The 15,734-nt window shown below is 67.2% G+C and carries 7 protein-coding genes; 1 reads left to right on the top strand and 6 read right to left on the bottom strand.

The features are described from left to right. Window positions 1-449 precede the first annotated feature (449 nt). The 3 genes from V5F66_RS20865 to V5F66_RS20855 form a co-directional block, all read right to left on the bottom strand. The gene (locus V5F66_RS20865; RefSeq protein WP_394094647.1) at window positions 450-3,860 is read right to left on the bottom strand and encodes a transglutaminase family protein; all 3,411 of its coding nucleotides are present in this window, start codon (window positions 3,858-3,860) and stop codon (window positions 450-452) included. A 174-nt stretch (window positions 3,861-4,034) separates the two neighbouring features. Further along, window positions 4,035-7,244, bottom strand: coding sequence for an efflux RND transporter permease subunit (locus tag V5F66_RS20860; protein WP_012112542.1), 3,210 nt, complete (start codon window positions 7,242-7,244; stop codon window positions 4,035-4,037). 28 nt (window positions 7,245-7,272) lie between these two features. Then, window positions 7,273-8,580 carry an efflux RND transporter periplasmic adaptor subunit gene (locus V5F66_RS20855; RefSeq protein ID WP_394053580.1) on the bottom strand — a complete coding sequence of 436 codons (1,308 nt, stop codon included), beginning with the start codon at window positions 8,578-8,580 and terminating at the stop codon, window positions 7,273-7,275. 366 nt (window positions 8,581-8,946) lie between these two features. Here V5F66_RS20855 and secA point away from each other — a divergent pair, with 366 nt between their 5' ends. After that, the gene (gene secA / locus V5F66_RS20850) at window positions 8,947-11,742 is read left to right on the top strand and encodes a preprotein translocase subunit SecA (protein ID WP_394094646.1); all 2,796 of its coding nucleotides are present in this window, start codon (window positions 8,947-8,949) and stop codon (window positions 11,740-11,742) included. A 138-nt stretch (window positions 11,743-11,880) separates the two neighbouring features. On the opposite strand, the gene V5F66_RS20845 is transcribed toward secA, so the two are convergent. The 3 genes from V5F66_RS20845 to V5F66_RS20835 all read right to left on the bottom strand — a co-directional run bounded on the left by V5F66_RS20845 (window position 11,881) and on the right by V5F66_RS20835 (window position 15,168). Further along, window positions 11,881-12,534, bottom strand: coding sequence for a Pr6Pr family membrane protein (locus V5F66_RS20845; RefSeq protein WP_394094645.1), 654 nt, complete (start codon window positions 12,532-12,534; stop codon window positions 11,881-11,883). A gap of 135 nt (window positions 12,535-12,669) precedes the next feature. Beyond that, the gene (locus V5F66_RS20840) at window positions 12,670-13,989 is read right to left on the bottom strand and encodes a L,D-transpeptidase family protein (RefSeq protein WP_445329427.1); all 1,320 of its coding nucleotides are present in this window, start codon (window positions 13,987-13,989) and stop codon (window positions 12,670-12,672) included. 225 nt (window positions 13,990-14,214) lie between these two features. Beyond that, window positions 14,215-15,168 (bottom strand): acetyl-CoA carboxylase carboxyltransferase subunit alpha, encoded by a 954-nt coding sequence (locus V5F66_RS20835; protein ID WP_012112537.1) that lies wholly within the window; start codon window positions 15,166-15,168, stop codon window positions 14,215-14,217. Window positions 15,169-15,734: the final 566 nt, after the last annotated feature.

Raw genomic sequence — 15,734 nt, 5'->3', positions numbered from 1 at the left:
CCGTCCAAAATCTGAACCCGCCTCTAAGCCTAAGAGAAGAGAACGTTTTAGCCATCAGATTGCACCGCAATCCGATGGCAACGCGCTCCAGGTGCCCGGCGTTGCCGAGCGCCCCATTATGACCCGCCCGGCGCCGGATGCACTCTTCTTTGGAAGAGGTCGACGACGACCCCCGCGCGGGGCACCTCAGGCGGCCCCGCATCTGTCCCGCCTTTGCCGTGGCGATGGAGGCCAGTCTAAAGCGCAGTTCCCGTTCGTCCCAGGCTAACCCGGCTCAAGCGGCAACCCTACACCGGTCGTTTGTTTACTAACAGTTTTCAACCCGCCCGACAGCGCGTCCATCGCGATGCGCGCCTGATCCGGCCGAAACCGGACCGCACGCGTTGCCACGGCACACGCTGCCCCATCCCCGCCTGACGAGGGGATGGGGCAGCCGATGGCCGTCGGCGTCACGCGCCGATGGGACGGCGCAGGTCGAGGGTGGTGGGGAACTCGTCCGGCGCGTTCTCCTCCGGAACGGGGGTGGTGCCGGGCGTGTGGCCGTAATCCTGGAAGCGGGCGAGGCGACGGGCCTCGGCTTCATAGGAATTGACCGGGAAGGTCTCGTAGCTGCGACCGCCCGGATGCGACACGTAATACCGGCAGCCGCCCCGTGAGCGCTCGCTCCAGGTGTCCACCACGTCGAAAGTGAGGGGCGCCTGGACCGGGATGGTGGGGTGCAGGCCCGACCAGGGCTGCCACGCCTTGTACCGCACGCCGGCGACGAAGGTGCCGTTGCGGCCGGTGGGCGCCAGCGGCAGCCGCCGCCCGTTGCAGGTGACGATATGGCGGGCGGGGTTGAAGCCCTCCACCTTCACCTGCAGGCGTTCCACGGAGGAGTCCACGTAGCGGGCGGTGCCGCCGATGACGCCCTCTTCACCCAGCACGTGCCAGCATTCGAGAGCCTGGCGGATCTCCACGTCCACGCCGCCCCGCTGCACCTTGCCATAGTGCGGGAAGCGGAACTCGAACTGGGCGCGGAACCACTCCGGATCGAAGGTGTAGCCGGCGTCCGAGAGGTCCTCCAGCACGTCCACGAAGTCGGCCCACACATAGTGCGGCAGCATGAAGCGGTCGTTCAGGATGGTGCCCCAGCGCGCGCACTTGCCGGTGACCGGCTTGTGCCACAGCCGGGCGATGAGGGCGCGCAGCAGCAGTTGCTGGGCCAAGCTCATGCGCCAGTCCGGCGGCATCTCGAAGCAGCGGAACTCCACCAGGCCCAGGCGGCCGGTGGGGCCGTCCGGCGAATAGAGCTTGTCGATCGAGATTTCGGTGCGGTGGGTGTTGCCGGTCACGTCCACCAGCAGGTTGCGCAGCAGGCGGTCCACCAGCCACGGCGGGGTCGGCCCTTCGGCCGCGCCGGGCAGGCCGATCTTGGCCAGCGCGATCTCCAGCTCGTAGAGGCTGTCGTGCCGCGCCTCGTCCACCCGCGGATGCTGGGAGGTCGGGCCGATGAACAGGCCCGAGAACATGTAGGACAACGACGGGTGGCGCTGCCAGAACAGCAGCAGGCTCTTCAGCAGGTCGGGCCGGCGCAGGAACGGGCTGTCGGCCGGGGTGGAGCCGCCTACCACCACATGGTTGCCGCCGCCGGTGCCGGTGTGGCGGCCGTCCACCATGAACTTCTCGGTGCCGAGGCGGGCGAGACGCGCTTCCTCATAAAGGATGCGGGTGATCTCCACGCAGCCGGACCAAGTGTCGGACGGATGGACGTTCACTTCCAGCACGCCCGGATCGGGCGCGAGGCGGATGAGGTTGAGGCGGTAGTCGAAGGGCGGCGGATAGCCCTCCAGGTGCAGGGGGGTGTTCAGCTCGATCGCCACCTGCTCGACGGCGGCGATGAGGTCGACATAGTCCTCCAGCGTCTCCACCGGGGGCAGGAACACGCAGAGGCGGCCGTTGCGCGGCTCCACGCAGAGCGCGGTGCGGGTGTCGGCGGTGAACACCTGGGTGTCGTTCTGGGCCAGATACTGGCGCACCAGCTCCTGCGCCCGCTCGCCGGTGCCGTAGGCCTCCCGGCGCGGGGCGACGGAGTAGCGCTCGCGGGCATCGACCGGCGTGGCGCCATCGGTGCCCGCCAGGCCTTCACCGCCGGCGCGGTAGCGGGCGGCGAGCTCATCGGCGTCGGGCAGCGGCCCGCGCGGCTCGAACGGGTCGGTGGCCACCACATAGGGGTAGCGCGTGGGCGCGAGATACTGCAGCGATTCCAGCGGCAGGCGATAGCCCATGGGGCTTTCGCCGGGGATCAGGAACAGGAACTCGCGGCGGAAGGTCCACAGCTCGGAGCGCCAGGCAAAGCCTTCGGGCGTCCACACCCGGCGCAGGGGCAGCACCGAGCCGGTGGCATTGGCAAGGCCCTGGTTGAAAGTGCGCGCCAGCATGCGGCGCTGGACCTCGTCGGCCATGCGCTCGTCGCCGGGGGCGATGTTCTCGGGAAGGCACTGCTCCTTCCACATGTAATAGATGTTGTCCTCGTAGGCCGGCAGCACGAACTGCGAGCCCACCGCGAGCTTTTCGGCCACCGCCCGGCAGAAACGCTCGGCGTCGGCCGGGGTCGGGGCGTAGTTGGTCTGCTCGTCGGCGATCAGGTCCTCGCGCCGCCACATGGGCTGGCCGTCCTTGCGCCAGAACAGGTCGAAAGACCAGCGCGGCAGCGTCTCGCCGGGATACCACTTGCCCTGGCCGTAATGCAGCACGCCCTCGGTGGAGAAGCGCTTGCGCAGGCGGCGGATCAGGTCGTCGGCGCGCACCCGCTTCTGCGGGCCAAGGGCCTCGGTGTTCCACTCCGGGGATTCATAGTCGTCGATGGAGACGAAGGTGGGCTCGCCGCCCATGGTCAGGCGCACGTCGCCGGCCATGAGGTCCTCGTCCACCTTGTGGCCCAGCTCGTCGAGGGCGGCCCAGGTCTCGTCCGAGAACGGCAGGGTCACGCGGGGCGCCTCGGCCACGCGGGCGACGCTCATGTCGAAGCCGAACTCGGTCTCCGTCTTCTCCATCAGATAGCCGGTGATGGGAGCGGCGGAGCGATAGTGCGGCGTGGCGGCGAGCGGGATGTGGCCCTCGCCGCACAGCAGGCCCGAGGTGGGGTCGAGGCCGATCCAGCCCGCGCCCGGCACATAGACCTCGCACCAGGCGTGCAGGTCGGTGAAGTCCACGTCAGTGCCGGAGGGGCCGTCAAGGGCCGCCACGTCGGGCTTCAGCTGGATCAGGTAGCCGGAAACGAAGCGCGCGGCGAGGCCGAGATGGCGCAGCACCTGCACCAGCAGCCAGCCGGTGTCGCGGCAGGAGCCAAGCTTCTTGGTGAGCGTCTCGTCCGGGGTCTGGACGCCCGGCTCCATGCGGATGACGTAGCCGATCTCCTTCTGAAGGAGCTGGTTGATCTCCACCAGGAAGTCCACGATGCGGCGCGGCTCGCGGGAGACGCCGGCGACGAAGGCATCGAACGGGGCGCCCTCCTGCTCCAGCTCGAGATAGGGGGCGAGCTCGGCCTTCAGCTCGGGGGCGTAGGCGAAGGGGAAATTCTCGGCATAGTCCTCGACGAAGAAGTCGAACGGATTGAGCACGTCGAGCTTGGCGAGGAGGTCGACCTCGACCTTGAACTCCTCCACCTTCTCCGGGAACACGATGCGCGCCAGCCAGTTGCCGAACGGGTCCTGCTGCCAGTTGATGAAATGTTCGGCTGGTGAAATCTTGAGCGAATAGGCAGGTATCTCGGTACGGCTATGCGGCGCCGGGCGCAGCCGGATGGTCTGCGGCCCCATGGTGACCGGGCGCTCGTACTTGTAGCTCGTAACGTGATGCAGGCTCGCGAGGATCGACATATATGGCACCTGGTCCTGCGGGCATTGGCCCTACGGGCAGCCCAAGGGGTGGGGTGGACGGTTTCCAGCCAAGGTTAGACAAGGCCGTTATAGGGAGAAAGCGCGACTTTGCGGCGACATCTGCCCACGGAACGGGCAGATGTCACGGGTTTCGGCAGGGCTGGCGCGCCGCGATCAGGCAGATGCGGGCGCCGGTGGCACGCCGGCATCGGCCGCAGGGCTTTCCGGCGGCTCGGGCGGCGCATGGCCCGCGGGCTTCTTCCTGCCCTTCAGCTTCTCCTCGAACCGCTGCAGCACCGTATAGAACGACGGCACGAACAGCACCGCGAGGCAGGTCGACGCCAGCATTCCCGAGACCACCGCGATGCCGATGGACTTGCGGGAATTGGCACCGGCGCCGGTAGCGAACACCAGCGGCAGCACGCCCAGGATGAAGGCGAAGGAGGTCATGAGGATGGGGCGGAACCTGAGGCGCGAAGCCTCCACCGCCGCATCCATGATCTCCATCCCCTCCGCCCGTTTCTCGCGTGCATATTCCACGATGAGGATGGCGTTCTTCGAGGCAAGGGCGATCAGAAGCACTAGGCCGATCTGGGTGTAGAGGTTGTTGGAGATGCCAAGGCCCACCAGCGCCCCCACCGTGCCGAGCAGTGCCAGAGGCACCGCCAGGATCACCGCCATGGGCTGGATCCAGCTCTCATACTGGCCCGCCAGCACGAAATACACGAGCAGGATGGCGAGGCCGAACACGTAGTAGATCTGATTGCCGACCGCCTTCTCCTGGTAGGACATGGCGGTCCATTCGAAGCCCGTGCCCGGCGGCAGGGTGGCGGAGGCGATCTGTTCCATCAGGGAGAGCGCCTGTCCCGAGGAGAAGCCCTGGGCGGTGCCGCCCACCACGGTGGAGCTGGGGTACAGGTTGTAGAGCGAGATCAGTGGCGGCCCCTGCACCATCTTCACGGTGACGAGGGTGCCGAGCGGGATCATCTGCCCCTTGGGCGTGCGCACCTTCAGGTTGGTGAGGTCGGTCGGGGTGACGCGATAACCCGATTCGGCCTGCACATAGACCTGGAAGACGTTGCCGAACCTGTTGATCTGGTTGACGTAGGTCGAGCCCAGATAGGACGAGATGGTGTCGAACACCTGCCCCACCGTGACCCCCAGCGTCTCCGCCTTGACCCGGTTGACCTCCACCTCGATCTGCGGCGCCCCGGCGCGGAACGACGAGGAGACGTGCTGCAGGGCGGACTGGGCCGACGCCTTGTCCACCATGGAGGTGGTGATCTGCTCCAGCAGGCGGTAGTCGAAATTGCCGTTGCGCAGCTGCGGCTGCATGGTGAAGCCGGCGGCGTTGCCGATGCCCTGGATGGCCGGCGGCAACAGGATCAGCACCTCCGCCTGCACCACGTCCGCCACCGCCTTGTTGAGGTTGATGTAGAGCGAGAGCAGGTCCTGTCCGGTGGTGGCGTAGCGCTCCGACCACGGCTTCAGGGTGATGTAGGTGACGCCCGCATTGGCGAGGGTGGATGAATTGTCCAGCACCGAGATGCCGGAGATGGCCAGCACGGTCTCGACCCCCGGCACCTTGCGGATGCGCTCGCTGACATCCGCCATCACCTTCTTGGTGCGGTTGAGGTTCGAGGCGTCCGGCAATTGCACGTGGGCGAGGAAATAGCCCTGGTCCTCGATCGGGAGGAAGGATGTGGGCACGCGGGTGAGGCCGTAGGCGGCGACGCCCATGAGCGCCAGGGCGATGATCACCATGACCTTGGAGTGGTGCACCATTCGGGAGATGACGCCCGTATAGCCATGCTCCGCCTTGGCGTAGATCTTGTTGAAGCCGCGGAAGATGAAGTTGCGCTTTTCCGGCGGCACTGGCTGGCGCAGCCACAGGGCGCACTGGGTGGGCTTCAGCGTCGCCGCATTGATGGCCGAGATGAAGGCCGTGGCGGCGATGACCAGCGCGAACTGCTTGAACATCTGCCCGGTCAGGCCGGGAATGAAGGAGGCCGGCAGGAACACGCTCATGAGCACCAGCGTGATGCCCACCACCGGGCCGAACAGCTCGTCCATGGCCTTCTCGGCCGCCGGCTGACCCGCCATGCCCTCCTCGATGTGACGGGCCACGCCCTCCACGATGACGATGGCGTCGTCCACCACGATGCCGATGGCCAGGATGATGGCGAACAGCGTGGACAGGTTGATGGTGAAGCCCATGGCGTCCATGGCCGCGAACGCGCCGATGATGGTCACCGGCACGGTGGTGGCCGGCACCAGGGTCGCCCGCCAGTCCTGGAGGAACAGAAGGATCACCACCAGCACCAGGATCGCCGCCTCGAACAGGGTCTTCCAGACCTCGTCGATGGAGGCGGACACGAACAGGGTGGTGTTGAACGGGATGCTGTATTCGAGGCCTTCGGGGAAGTCCTTCTTCAGCTCCTCCATTTTCTTGGAGACCCGCGCCGCCACGTCGAGGGCGTTGGCGGCGGGCAGCTGGAAGATGCCGATGCCGGCAGCAGGCTTGTTGTCCTGCATGAAATCCTTGGAATAGCTCTGCGCGCCCAGCTCCACCCGGCCGATATCGCGGATGCGGACGATGCGGCCACCGTCCGAATTGTCCACCTTGACGATGATGTTCTCATAGTCCTTGGCGTCGTCGAGGCGGCCGGCGATGTTCACCGTATATTGGAAAGCGGCATTGTCCGGCGCCGGCGGAATGCCGAGCTGGCCGGGGGTGACGATCTGGCTCTGCTTCTGGATGGCGTTGGAGATGTCCTGGGGCGTCAGGCCGAAGGCCTGCATGCGGTCCGGGTCCATCCAGATGCGCAGGGCGTAGGTGCCGGCGCCGAAGATGCCCACGTTGGCGACGCCGGCCACGCGCTCCAGCTCGTTCTGGATGTTGATGATGGCGTAGTTGTTGAGGAACAGCCCGTCATAGCGCCCGTCCGGCGAGATCAGGGTGACGAACTCGAGGATCGAGGTGCCCTTCTGCAGGATGGTGACGCCCTGCGCCTGCACCGCAGTGGGCAGCGAGGCGAGGGCGATGTTGACGCGGTTCTGCACCAGCACCTGCGCCATGTTGGGATCGGCGCCGATGTCGAAGGTCACGATCAGCGTGTAGGTGCCGTCGGAGGCCGACCAGGACTGCATGTAAAGCATGCCCTCGACGCCGTTCACCTGCTGCTCGATGGGCAGGGCGACGGTGTCGATCATGGTCTTGGCGGAAGCGCCCGGATAGGAGGTCGAGACCGAGACCGTGGGCGGCACGATGTTGGGATATTGCGACACCGGCAGCCGGGTCAACGAGACCAGGCCGATCAGCACGAAGACAAGTGCGAGTACGTTCGAGAGGACCGGCCGCTCGATGAAAAAGCGCGATATCATGGGCGCTGCCTCTTTCTTCGAGTGCGGGTCAGTTCTTCTGTGTCGCGGGAGCCTGCGACGGTGCCGCGGACGGCGCCACCGAGGGCGCGGCCTTGGCGGGTGCATCGGCGGGCGCGACGCCCGCGGGCTTGGGCAGCGGCTTGTTGCCCTGGTCGACGGCGGGCGGCGCGATGCCGACGATCGTGCCCTCGTCCACCTTGACCTTGGAGCCCGGCACCGCGCGCTGGATGCCGCTGATGATGATGCGGTCGCCGGCCTTCAGCCCGGTCTGGATGGCGCGCAGCCCGTCGGCCTGGAGTTGGCCAAGGGTCACCTGGGTCTGCGAGACCACGTTGTCCGTGCTCACGGTCAGGACGTAGGGACCAAGCTGGTTGGAATTGATGGCGGAATCCGGCACCAGCACGGTGGTCTGAGCAGCGCCCAGCGGCACCCTCACCCGCGCGAACAGGCCCGGCAGCAGCGCGAAATCGTCATTCTGGAAGATGCCGCGGACGGTCAGGGTGCCGAGGTTGGGGTCCACCTGCGGCGCCACGTAGTCGATCTTGCCCTGGTGGGGGTAGCCGGTCTCGGTCTGGAGGCCGATCTCGATGGCAAGGTCCGGCACGTCGCGGGTCAGGGAGACCAGCGAGCGCCCCTGCCTGGCGAGGTGCTCCTTGATCCGCAGCACCTCCTGCTCGCTCAGGGTGAACCAGACCCAGATGGGGTTGATCTGCACCACGGTGGCGAGCTTGGTGGGTCCGCTGTAACCCACCAGCGCCCCCACGTCCTGGAGATGGGCGGTGACGGCGCCGTCGAAGGGGGCAGTGACCTGGGTGTAGCCGAGATTGATCTGCGCCAGCACCAGGGAGGCCTGGGCGTTCGCCACCTCGGCGACAGCCGAATCGCGCTTGGCGCGGGCCTGGTCGAGGGTGGCCTGCGAGGCGAAGTCCTGCTTGGCGAGCTGGGCCTGGCGGTTGTACTCGGCCTCGGCCTGCACCTGCGATGCCTGGTTGGCAGCGAGCTGGGCCTTGGCCTGGTCCACCTGGGCCTTGTACTGGTCCTGCTCGATCACAAACAGGACGGTGCCCTTCTTGGCGAACTGGCCGTCCTTGTAGTTGATCTGAGTGAGGAAGCCCTGGACGCGGGCTTCCAGGTCCACCGAATTGATGGCGGCGGTGTTGCCGGTCAGCTCGAGGAAGCGGGTGACCGGCTTCTCAAGAACGGGGGCTACGGTGACGGCGGCAGGGGGCGGCGGTACGTAGGTGTTCTTTTCCTCACAGGCCGAGAGCAGAAAAGCCGCGCAAAGCGCCACCATGCCGTGGCGCAGCCCGCCGGACACCCCGATCCCCCCCACCATACCGCATTCCCCCATATCGCAGTTGCGCCGGATACTAAGCACCGGGTCATGACGTGTCCATGAGAGGAATGGGCCGAACGGCGCCAGCGGCCCCGACGACGCAACGGCAACGTCTCTGCCCTCCCCGCTCGCATTGACATTGCCCTGACCCGTTCATAAGTGTCCGCGTGGCACGCTGCCCGAGAAAGGGAAGCGGGACTTGAGGAGCAGGATCTGGCTGCGCGCTTTGCCGCTGCGCCCGACCCGTCCCTTCGGACTTGCTGACGCCGCATTGAAGGTGTCCAACGGCGCATCATTTCCCGGAGGGTCCGGCGGCTCGTCTCCGCCCTCCTTGTGACCTGACGGATCGGAACAGAGACACAACCCATGTTAGGTGGACTTGCCCGCAAGCTCTTCGGCTCCGCGAACGATCGCCGGGTCAAGGGATACCGTCCCCGCGTTCAGGCCATCAATGCGCTGGAGCCGGAGCTGGAAGCCCTCTCCGACGAGGCGCTCCGGGCCCGAACCGAAGATTTCCGTCGCCAGCTGGCCGAGGGCAAGACCCTCGACGACCTGCTGGTGCCGGCCTTCGCCACCGTGCGCGAGGGCGCCAAGCGGGCCCTGGGCATGCGCCCGTTCGACGTGCAGCTCATCGGCGGCATGGTGATGCACGAGGCCGGCATCGCCGAGATGAAGACCGGCGAAGGCAAGACCCTGGTCGCCACCCTCCCGGTCTATCTCAACGCGCTCGCCGGCAAGGGCGTGCACGTGGTGACGGTGAACGACTACCTCGCCAAGCGCGACGCCGAATGGATGGGGCGGCTGTACCGCTTCCTCGGCCTGACCACCGGCATCATCGTCCACGGCCTCGACGACGATGAGCGGCGCGTGGCCTATGCCAGCGATGTAACCTACGCCACCAACAACGAGCTGGGCTTCGACTATCTGCGCGACAACATGAAGTACGAGCGCGGCCAGATGGTCCAGCGCCCGCACTTCTACGCCATCGTCGACGAGGTGGACTCCATCCTCATCGACGAGGCGCGCACGCCCCTCATCATCTCCGGCCCGCTCGACGACCGCTCCGATTTCTACAACACCATCGACACCTACATTCCGCGCCTCGGCAAGGAAGACTACGAGGTGGACGAGAAGCAGCGCTCCGTCTCCATGACCGAAGCCGGCATGGAGAAGATGGAGCAGATGCTCAGCGCCGCCGGGGTGCTGAAGTCGGCCTCCCTCTACGACATCGAGAACGTCTCGGTGGTTCACCACGTGAACCAGGCCCTGCGCGCCCACACCCTGTTCCAGCGCGACAAGGACTACATCGTCCGCAACGACGAAGTGGTCATCATCGACGAGTTCACCGGCCGCATGATGCCGGGCCGGCGCTATTCGGAAGGCCTGCACCAGGCACTGGAGGCCAAGGAGCGCGTCCAGGTCCAGCCTGAGAACCAGACGCTGGCCTCCATCACCTTCCAGAATTATTTCCGCCTCTACGAGAAGCTGTCCGGCATGACCGGCACCGCCAACACCGAGGCGGCGGAATTCGCCGACATCTACAAGCTCGAGGTGGTGGAGATTCCCACCAACGTGCAGATCTCCCGCATCGACGACGATGACGAGGTCTATCGCACCGCCGGCGAGAAGTACGCCGCCATCATCGAGCTGATCAAGGAGTGCGCGGAGCGCAGCCAGCCGGTGCTGGTGGGCACCACCTCCATCGAGAAGTCCGAGCTTCTGGCCGAGCTGCTGAAGCAGGCCGGCTTCCGCCAGAAGGACTTCTCCGACCCGACCGCCTTCAACGGCCGCGAGCTTCTCGTCAACGACCGCTCGGGCAAGAGCTTCGCGGTGCTGAACGCGCGCTACCACGAGCAGGAGGCCTATATCGTCTCCCAGGCGGGCGTGCCGGGGGCGATCACCATCGCCACCAACATGGCCGGACGCGGCACCGACATCAAGCTCGGCGGCTCGGCGGACATGCGCATCGAGATCGAGCTGAAGGACCTGCCCGAGGGCGCCGAGCGCGCCGCGGCGGAGGCCAAGATCCGCGCCGAGGTGGAAGAGCTGAAGCAGAAGGCGCTGGAGGCCGGCGGCCTCTACGTGCTCGGCACCGAGCGCCACGAGAGCCGGCGCATCGACAACCAGCTGCGCGGCCGCTCCGGCCGCCAGGGCGACCCCGGCCACTCCAAGTTCTTCCTGTCGCTGGACGACGACCTGATGCGCATCTTCGGGTCGGACCGGCTCGATGGCATGCTGCAGCGCCTCGGCCTGAAAGAAGGCGAGGCCATCATCCATCCCTGGATCAACAAGGCCCTGGAGAAGGCGCAGCAGAAGGTCGAAGCGCGCAACTACGACATGCGCAAGAACGTCCTCAAGTATGACGACGTGCTCAACGACCAGCGCAAGGTGGTGTTCGAGCAGCGCGTGGAGCTGATGAACGACGAGGACGTGGCCGAGACGGTGGAGGACATGCGCCATGCCCTCATCACCGAGACCGTGGCCAAGTTCATCCCGGAGAACGCCTATCCCGAGCAGTGGGACGTGGACGGCCTCGACACCGCGCTGAGGGAAATGCTCGCCCTCGACCTTCCGGTGAAGGACTGGGCCAAGGAAGAGGGCATCGCCGGTCCCGAGGTTACCGAGCGCATCATCCGCCGCGCCGACGAGCTGATGGCCGCCAAGACCGCCCAGTATGGGCCGGACATCATGCGCTATGTGGAGAAGTCCATCCTTCTCCAGACCCTCGACCATCTCTGGCGCGAGCATATCGGCATGCTGGACCACCTGCGCCAGGTGGTGGGCCTGCGCGGCTATGCCCAGCGCGATCCGCTCAACGAATACAAGTCGGAAGCCTTCAACCTGTTCTCCGCACTGCTGAACCGGCTGCGGGAGGTGGTCACCGCCCAGCTCATGCGGGTGGAGATCGTGACCCAGCAGCCGCCGCCGGAAGAGCTGCCGCCCATGGAAGCCCACCACGCCGACCCCTTCACCGGGGAAGACGAGCTGGCCTTTGCCGGCGCGGCGCTGGGCAGCCGGCCGCAACCGCTCCTGTCCGGCGACCTCGCCGTGGCCGAACGCGATCCCAACGATCCCGAGAGCTGGGGCAAGGTGGGCCGAAACGAGGCCTGCCCCTGCGGCTCCGGCAAGAAGTACAAGCACTGCCACGGCCGCTTCGCCTGAGGCAGGATACCAGTGGTCGCCCTACACGGGGCGGGCCATAGGGCGGACCTTTGGGCGGCTTGGGCGCCGCGCTCATGTGCCGTCCTCTGGCCCGCGCCGGATAGGCTGCCCCGCAAGCCTCGGTCCCAGCCATAGGGTTCAGGACGTGCGGCGCGCCAGGAGCCGGTGGAGCCCCAGGAAAATCAGCGCCGTCGCCAGGAAGACCGCCGCCAGCAGGACGGTGTTGAGCGCCATGCGCCCCTCCCCCAGCTTGGCCGGATCCAGAAACCAGTAGGCATACCAGCCGTCCGCCTCGCCCCGCGCCAGCGCATAGGTGAGGTACAGCACCGGCGGCGCCATGGCCCAGGCGGCATCGCTGAAGCCGAGACCGCTCTCCCCGACAGCGCCACGCGCCGCCAGCACCCAGGTGGCCAGGAAGAGCACCGGCGTGACCTGATGCAGCAAGCGGTCGGCGATCAGTTGCCAGCCTTCCGGCTTCCACACATTGCGCAGCAGCAGGGCATAGATGATGCCCACGAGCACGATGGACACCACCGCCGCGAGCCGCACCCTCGGACCGGCCATGGCGCTGCCGGGACGAAGCGCATAGGCACTCGCCACCACGGCCACGAACAGGTTGGTGAGAACTGTGAAATAGCCGAGGAAGCGCCATAGGGCGGGCCCGAAGCCGTCGCCGACGGCGGCCATCTTCTCCACCACGATGCCGAGCTGAAGCGCCAGCGCCACCCAGGCCACCAGGGCCGTAGCGGCGCTTAGCCGCCGCGTCCAGATGGCTCCGCTCTCCTGTCCCATTCCCCTGCCCTCCCCCGGGGCCAAGGCGCGGCTACGGACTGGGCAGACGCGCCCCATGCGCAAGCCTAGCTGCGGCCAGGCGGCCGCCACAAGGGGACCAGGGCCGCAACCAGGCTGATGCCGGAGGCAGGAGGCTTATTGCGAGAACGTCCCGGTGGACATGATGGCCGAGCCACCCGACACCGAGGCCGGCGGCGTCAGCGTGCCGACAGAGGCGACCGTGGCGGGCTTGTAGGCCTGCGCAGCCGGCTTGTCCGAGCTGGAATTCGCCGGCTTCGCCGCAGACGCCGTGGTAGCAGGCTTGGCCGTTGCGGAAGCCGCCACCGGCTTGGCCGCCGGGGTCACCACCCGCGCCGCCGCGGCAGGCTTGGCGGTCGGTAGCGGAGCCGGCGCGCCCGCGGCTCCTGCCGCCGCCGCGGCGGGGGCCACCGGCGTCTCGGTGTCCAGTGCCACCTTCTCCGGGGTCATCTTGGGCGGGTTCACATATTCGGGCAGGGACCCGGGCGCCGCCGCGAAGGACATCTGGCCGCTCTCGCGCTCCTTGAGCTTGGCGAGGAACACCGGGTGCATGCCGCCGTCCGCATTGGTGCGCACCGGCGCCAGCGGTGCCGACGGGGCGAGCGCCGCCACCTGGGCATCGTCGCTGCGCTGCTTCTCGGCCACCGCCGAGGCCACCTGGGGCGGCACCTGGTAGGGCGGGCAGGACACGTTGGCGTCGAAGGTCCGGCCGGGCACGGGCTCGGCGTCGAACACATAGGAGCGCCCGCAGACATTGACCTTGGGCACCTGTTTGGTGACCTCGAAATGGTCGTAGCCCTGCTTCAGGTTACGCCAGAACGCCATGTTCGGGTTGTTGCGGTGCCGAGCGAGGTTCTTCGGCGTCATGCGGAAGGGATAGGCCTGCACCTGGAAGGCGCGCTGGCCGCCGGCAAAGCTCTCCCGCGCCAGCGAGAAGATCTCGGAAATCTGCTCGTCCGTCATGGCGTAGCAGCCGGCCGACGAGCAGTCGCCGTGCACCATGAGGAATTCGCCGGTCCGCCCGTAGGAGCGGTCGAAGGCGTTGGGGAATCCGAGGTTGAAGGACAGATAGTAGCTGGAGTTCGGGTTCATCTGCCCCGGGGTGATGGTGTAGAAGCCCTCCGGCGCCTGCCGGTCACCCATGCTCACCTTGGGGCCCAGCTCACCCGACCAGCGGCAGATGGGATAGGTCTTGAGCAGGGCGAACGAGCCGTCGGAGGTGGCCTTCCACACCTCAAGCTCGGCCTCCTGCTTGAAGATGCGCACGAGGATCGGGCTCGCGGGCGACATGTCCTTCTGCGCGATCAAGGACACCATCTCTGGTGTCAACGGCTTGTTGGCCCTGCGGGAGGCTTCGGAATCGGTCTGGTTGCAGGCGGCGAGCGCGAGCGCTGCGGTGGCGGCCAAAGCCACCATGCGGATGCGGGACGACACCATCGTCCACGGACGGTTCGACGCGAAACGGTTCACCGCGCAACTCCTGGGTCCGTATCGGCCACATGGACCGACAGGGTTAGCCCCTTCCCCTTGACGATGCGTTAGCGTCATCGCCAGCTGTGCGGAGCGTTGGTGCTACCGCCTGAACAGGCTTCGAGAAAATAAGGCAAATGCGGCCAAGATGAGATGCCGGGCCGGCGGGGGCCGCCGGCCCTGCGCTCATGGTTAAAGCGAGCGGCCGATTGCGAGAAATTTGTCACGCCGCGCCTTGCGCACGGCCGGCCCGTCGAGGCCGGCGAGCTGCGACAGCGCATCAGCAATGGCATCCCCGGCGGCGCCGATGGTGGCTTCCGGATCGCGATGGGCGCCGCCGGGCGGCTCCTTCACGATGGCATCGATGATACCGAACTTCAGCAGGTCCTGCGCCGTGATCTTCATGTTGGTGGCGGCTTCCTGCGCCTTCGCCGTATCGCGCCACAGGATGGAGGCCGCACCTTCCGGCGAGATCACGCTGTAGATGGCATGCTCCATCATCAGCACCTTGTTGGCGGTGGCGATGGCGATGGCGCCGCCCGAGCCGCCCTCGCCGATCACCAGCGCCACATTGGGCGCGCCCAGGGCGAGGCAGGCGTCGGTGGAGCGGGCGATGGCCTCGGCCTGGCCGCGCTCCTCGGCGCCGATGCCGGGATAGGCGCCGGCGGTGTCCACCAGCGAGATCAGGGGAATGCCGAAGCGGTCGGCGAGTTCCATGATGCGGACCGCCTTGCGGTAGCCCTCGGGGCGCGCCATGCCGAAATTGTGCCGGATGCGGGTTTCGGTGGTGGAGCCCTTCTCATGGCCCAGCACGCACACCGCCTCGCCGCGGAAGCGGGCGAAGCCGCCGATGATGGCCTCGTCCTCGCCGAACTTGCGGTCACCGGCGAGCGGGGTGAAATCCTCGAACAGGCCCTTGGCGAAATCGGCGAAATGGGGCCGCTGCGGATGCCGCGCGACCAGCGTCTTCTGCCAGGGGGTGAGATTGGCGTAGAGGGCGAGGAGCGCCTCGCGGGCCTTGGTCTCGAGCCGCTGCACCTCGTCGGTGATGGTCACGCCATCGCCGGCAGAGGCAAGCGCGCGCAGCTCTTCCACCTTGGCCTCGAGTTCGGCGACCGGCTTCTCGAAGTCCAGATAGCTGCGCATGAGGGTCCGTAAAGGTTGGAGGAGGCCCGTTGCCGGCGCCGCCCACGGGGCCGGAAGCTGCCTGCGCCGGGTCGGCAAGTCAAGGTCGGCAAGTCGAGGCTGGCGCGTTGATCCCGGTGCGCCAGACTGGTGCAGCGGAACTCTACCGGTCAAGGCCACTCTGAAACGTGAATGGCGGGCCGCCCCTTTCGCATTCGCCGCTGCAACGGAAGGGGCGGCGAGAGCGTTGTTCCCCAATCATGGTCACATCATGGAGGCAGCCATGGCCGCCCATAAACCAACCCTTCCCCGGCAGAACGCTCCGAAGGCCACAAAGCCGGTCCGCGCGCCGACCGCACGCGGCTCAGCCGCCCCGGCTCCGGCACCGGAGTATGACTTTCCAGCCGCCGGCCCCCATGCCCGGCCCGAGCTGATGGATCCCGAGCGCACCCCTGGCACCGGCGCCCTATCGGAGCCGGGCCGCTCGCGGGATGGCGACGCGACAGGCTGAGACGCGACGGGCTGACGCAGCCGCCGCAGGAAACCTGCATCGGACCTGCCACGAGCGGCCTGCGGCCTTGTTCAGA

This window comes from Xanthobacter versatilis (assembly GCF_043193975.1).
Classification (GTDB): Bacteria; Pseudomonadota; Alphaproteobacteria; order Rhizobiales; family Xanthobacteraceae; genus Xanthobacter; species Xanthobacter autotrophicus_E.
This window is presented reverse-complemented; position numbering and strand designations above follow the sequence as displayed.

Bases quoted from the DNA above. Each gene is read 5' to 3' on its own strand.
- V5F66_RS20845 (WP_394094645.1), bottom strand. From the start codon at position 12,534: ATGGGACAGGAGAGCGGAGCCATCTGGACGCGGCGGCTAAGCGCCGCT.
- V5F66_RS20860 (WP_012112542.1), bottom strand. From the start codon at position 7,244: ATGATATCGCGCTTTTTCATCGAGCGGCCGGTCCTCTCGAACGTACTC.
- V5F66_RS20835 (WP_012112537.1), bottom strand. From the start codon at position 15,168: ATGCGCAGCTATCTGGACTTCGAGAAGCCGGTCGCCGAACTCGAGGCC.
- V5F66_RS20840 (WP_445329427.1), bottom strand. From the start codon at position 13,989: ATGGTGTCGTCCCGCATCCGCATGGTGGCTTTGGCCGCCACCGCAGCG.
- secA (WP_394094646.1), top strand. From the start codon at position 8,947: ATGTTAGGTGGACTTGCCCGCAAGCTCTTCGGCTCCGCGAACGATCGC.
- V5F66_RS20865 (WP_394094647.1), bottom strand. From the start codon at position 3,860: ATGTCGATCCTCGCGAGCCTGCATCACGTTACGAGCTACAAGTACGAG.
- V5F66_RS20855 (WP_394053580.1), bottom strand. From the start codon at position 8,580: ATGGTGGGGGGGATCGGGGTGTCCGGCGGGCTGCGCCACGGCATGGTG.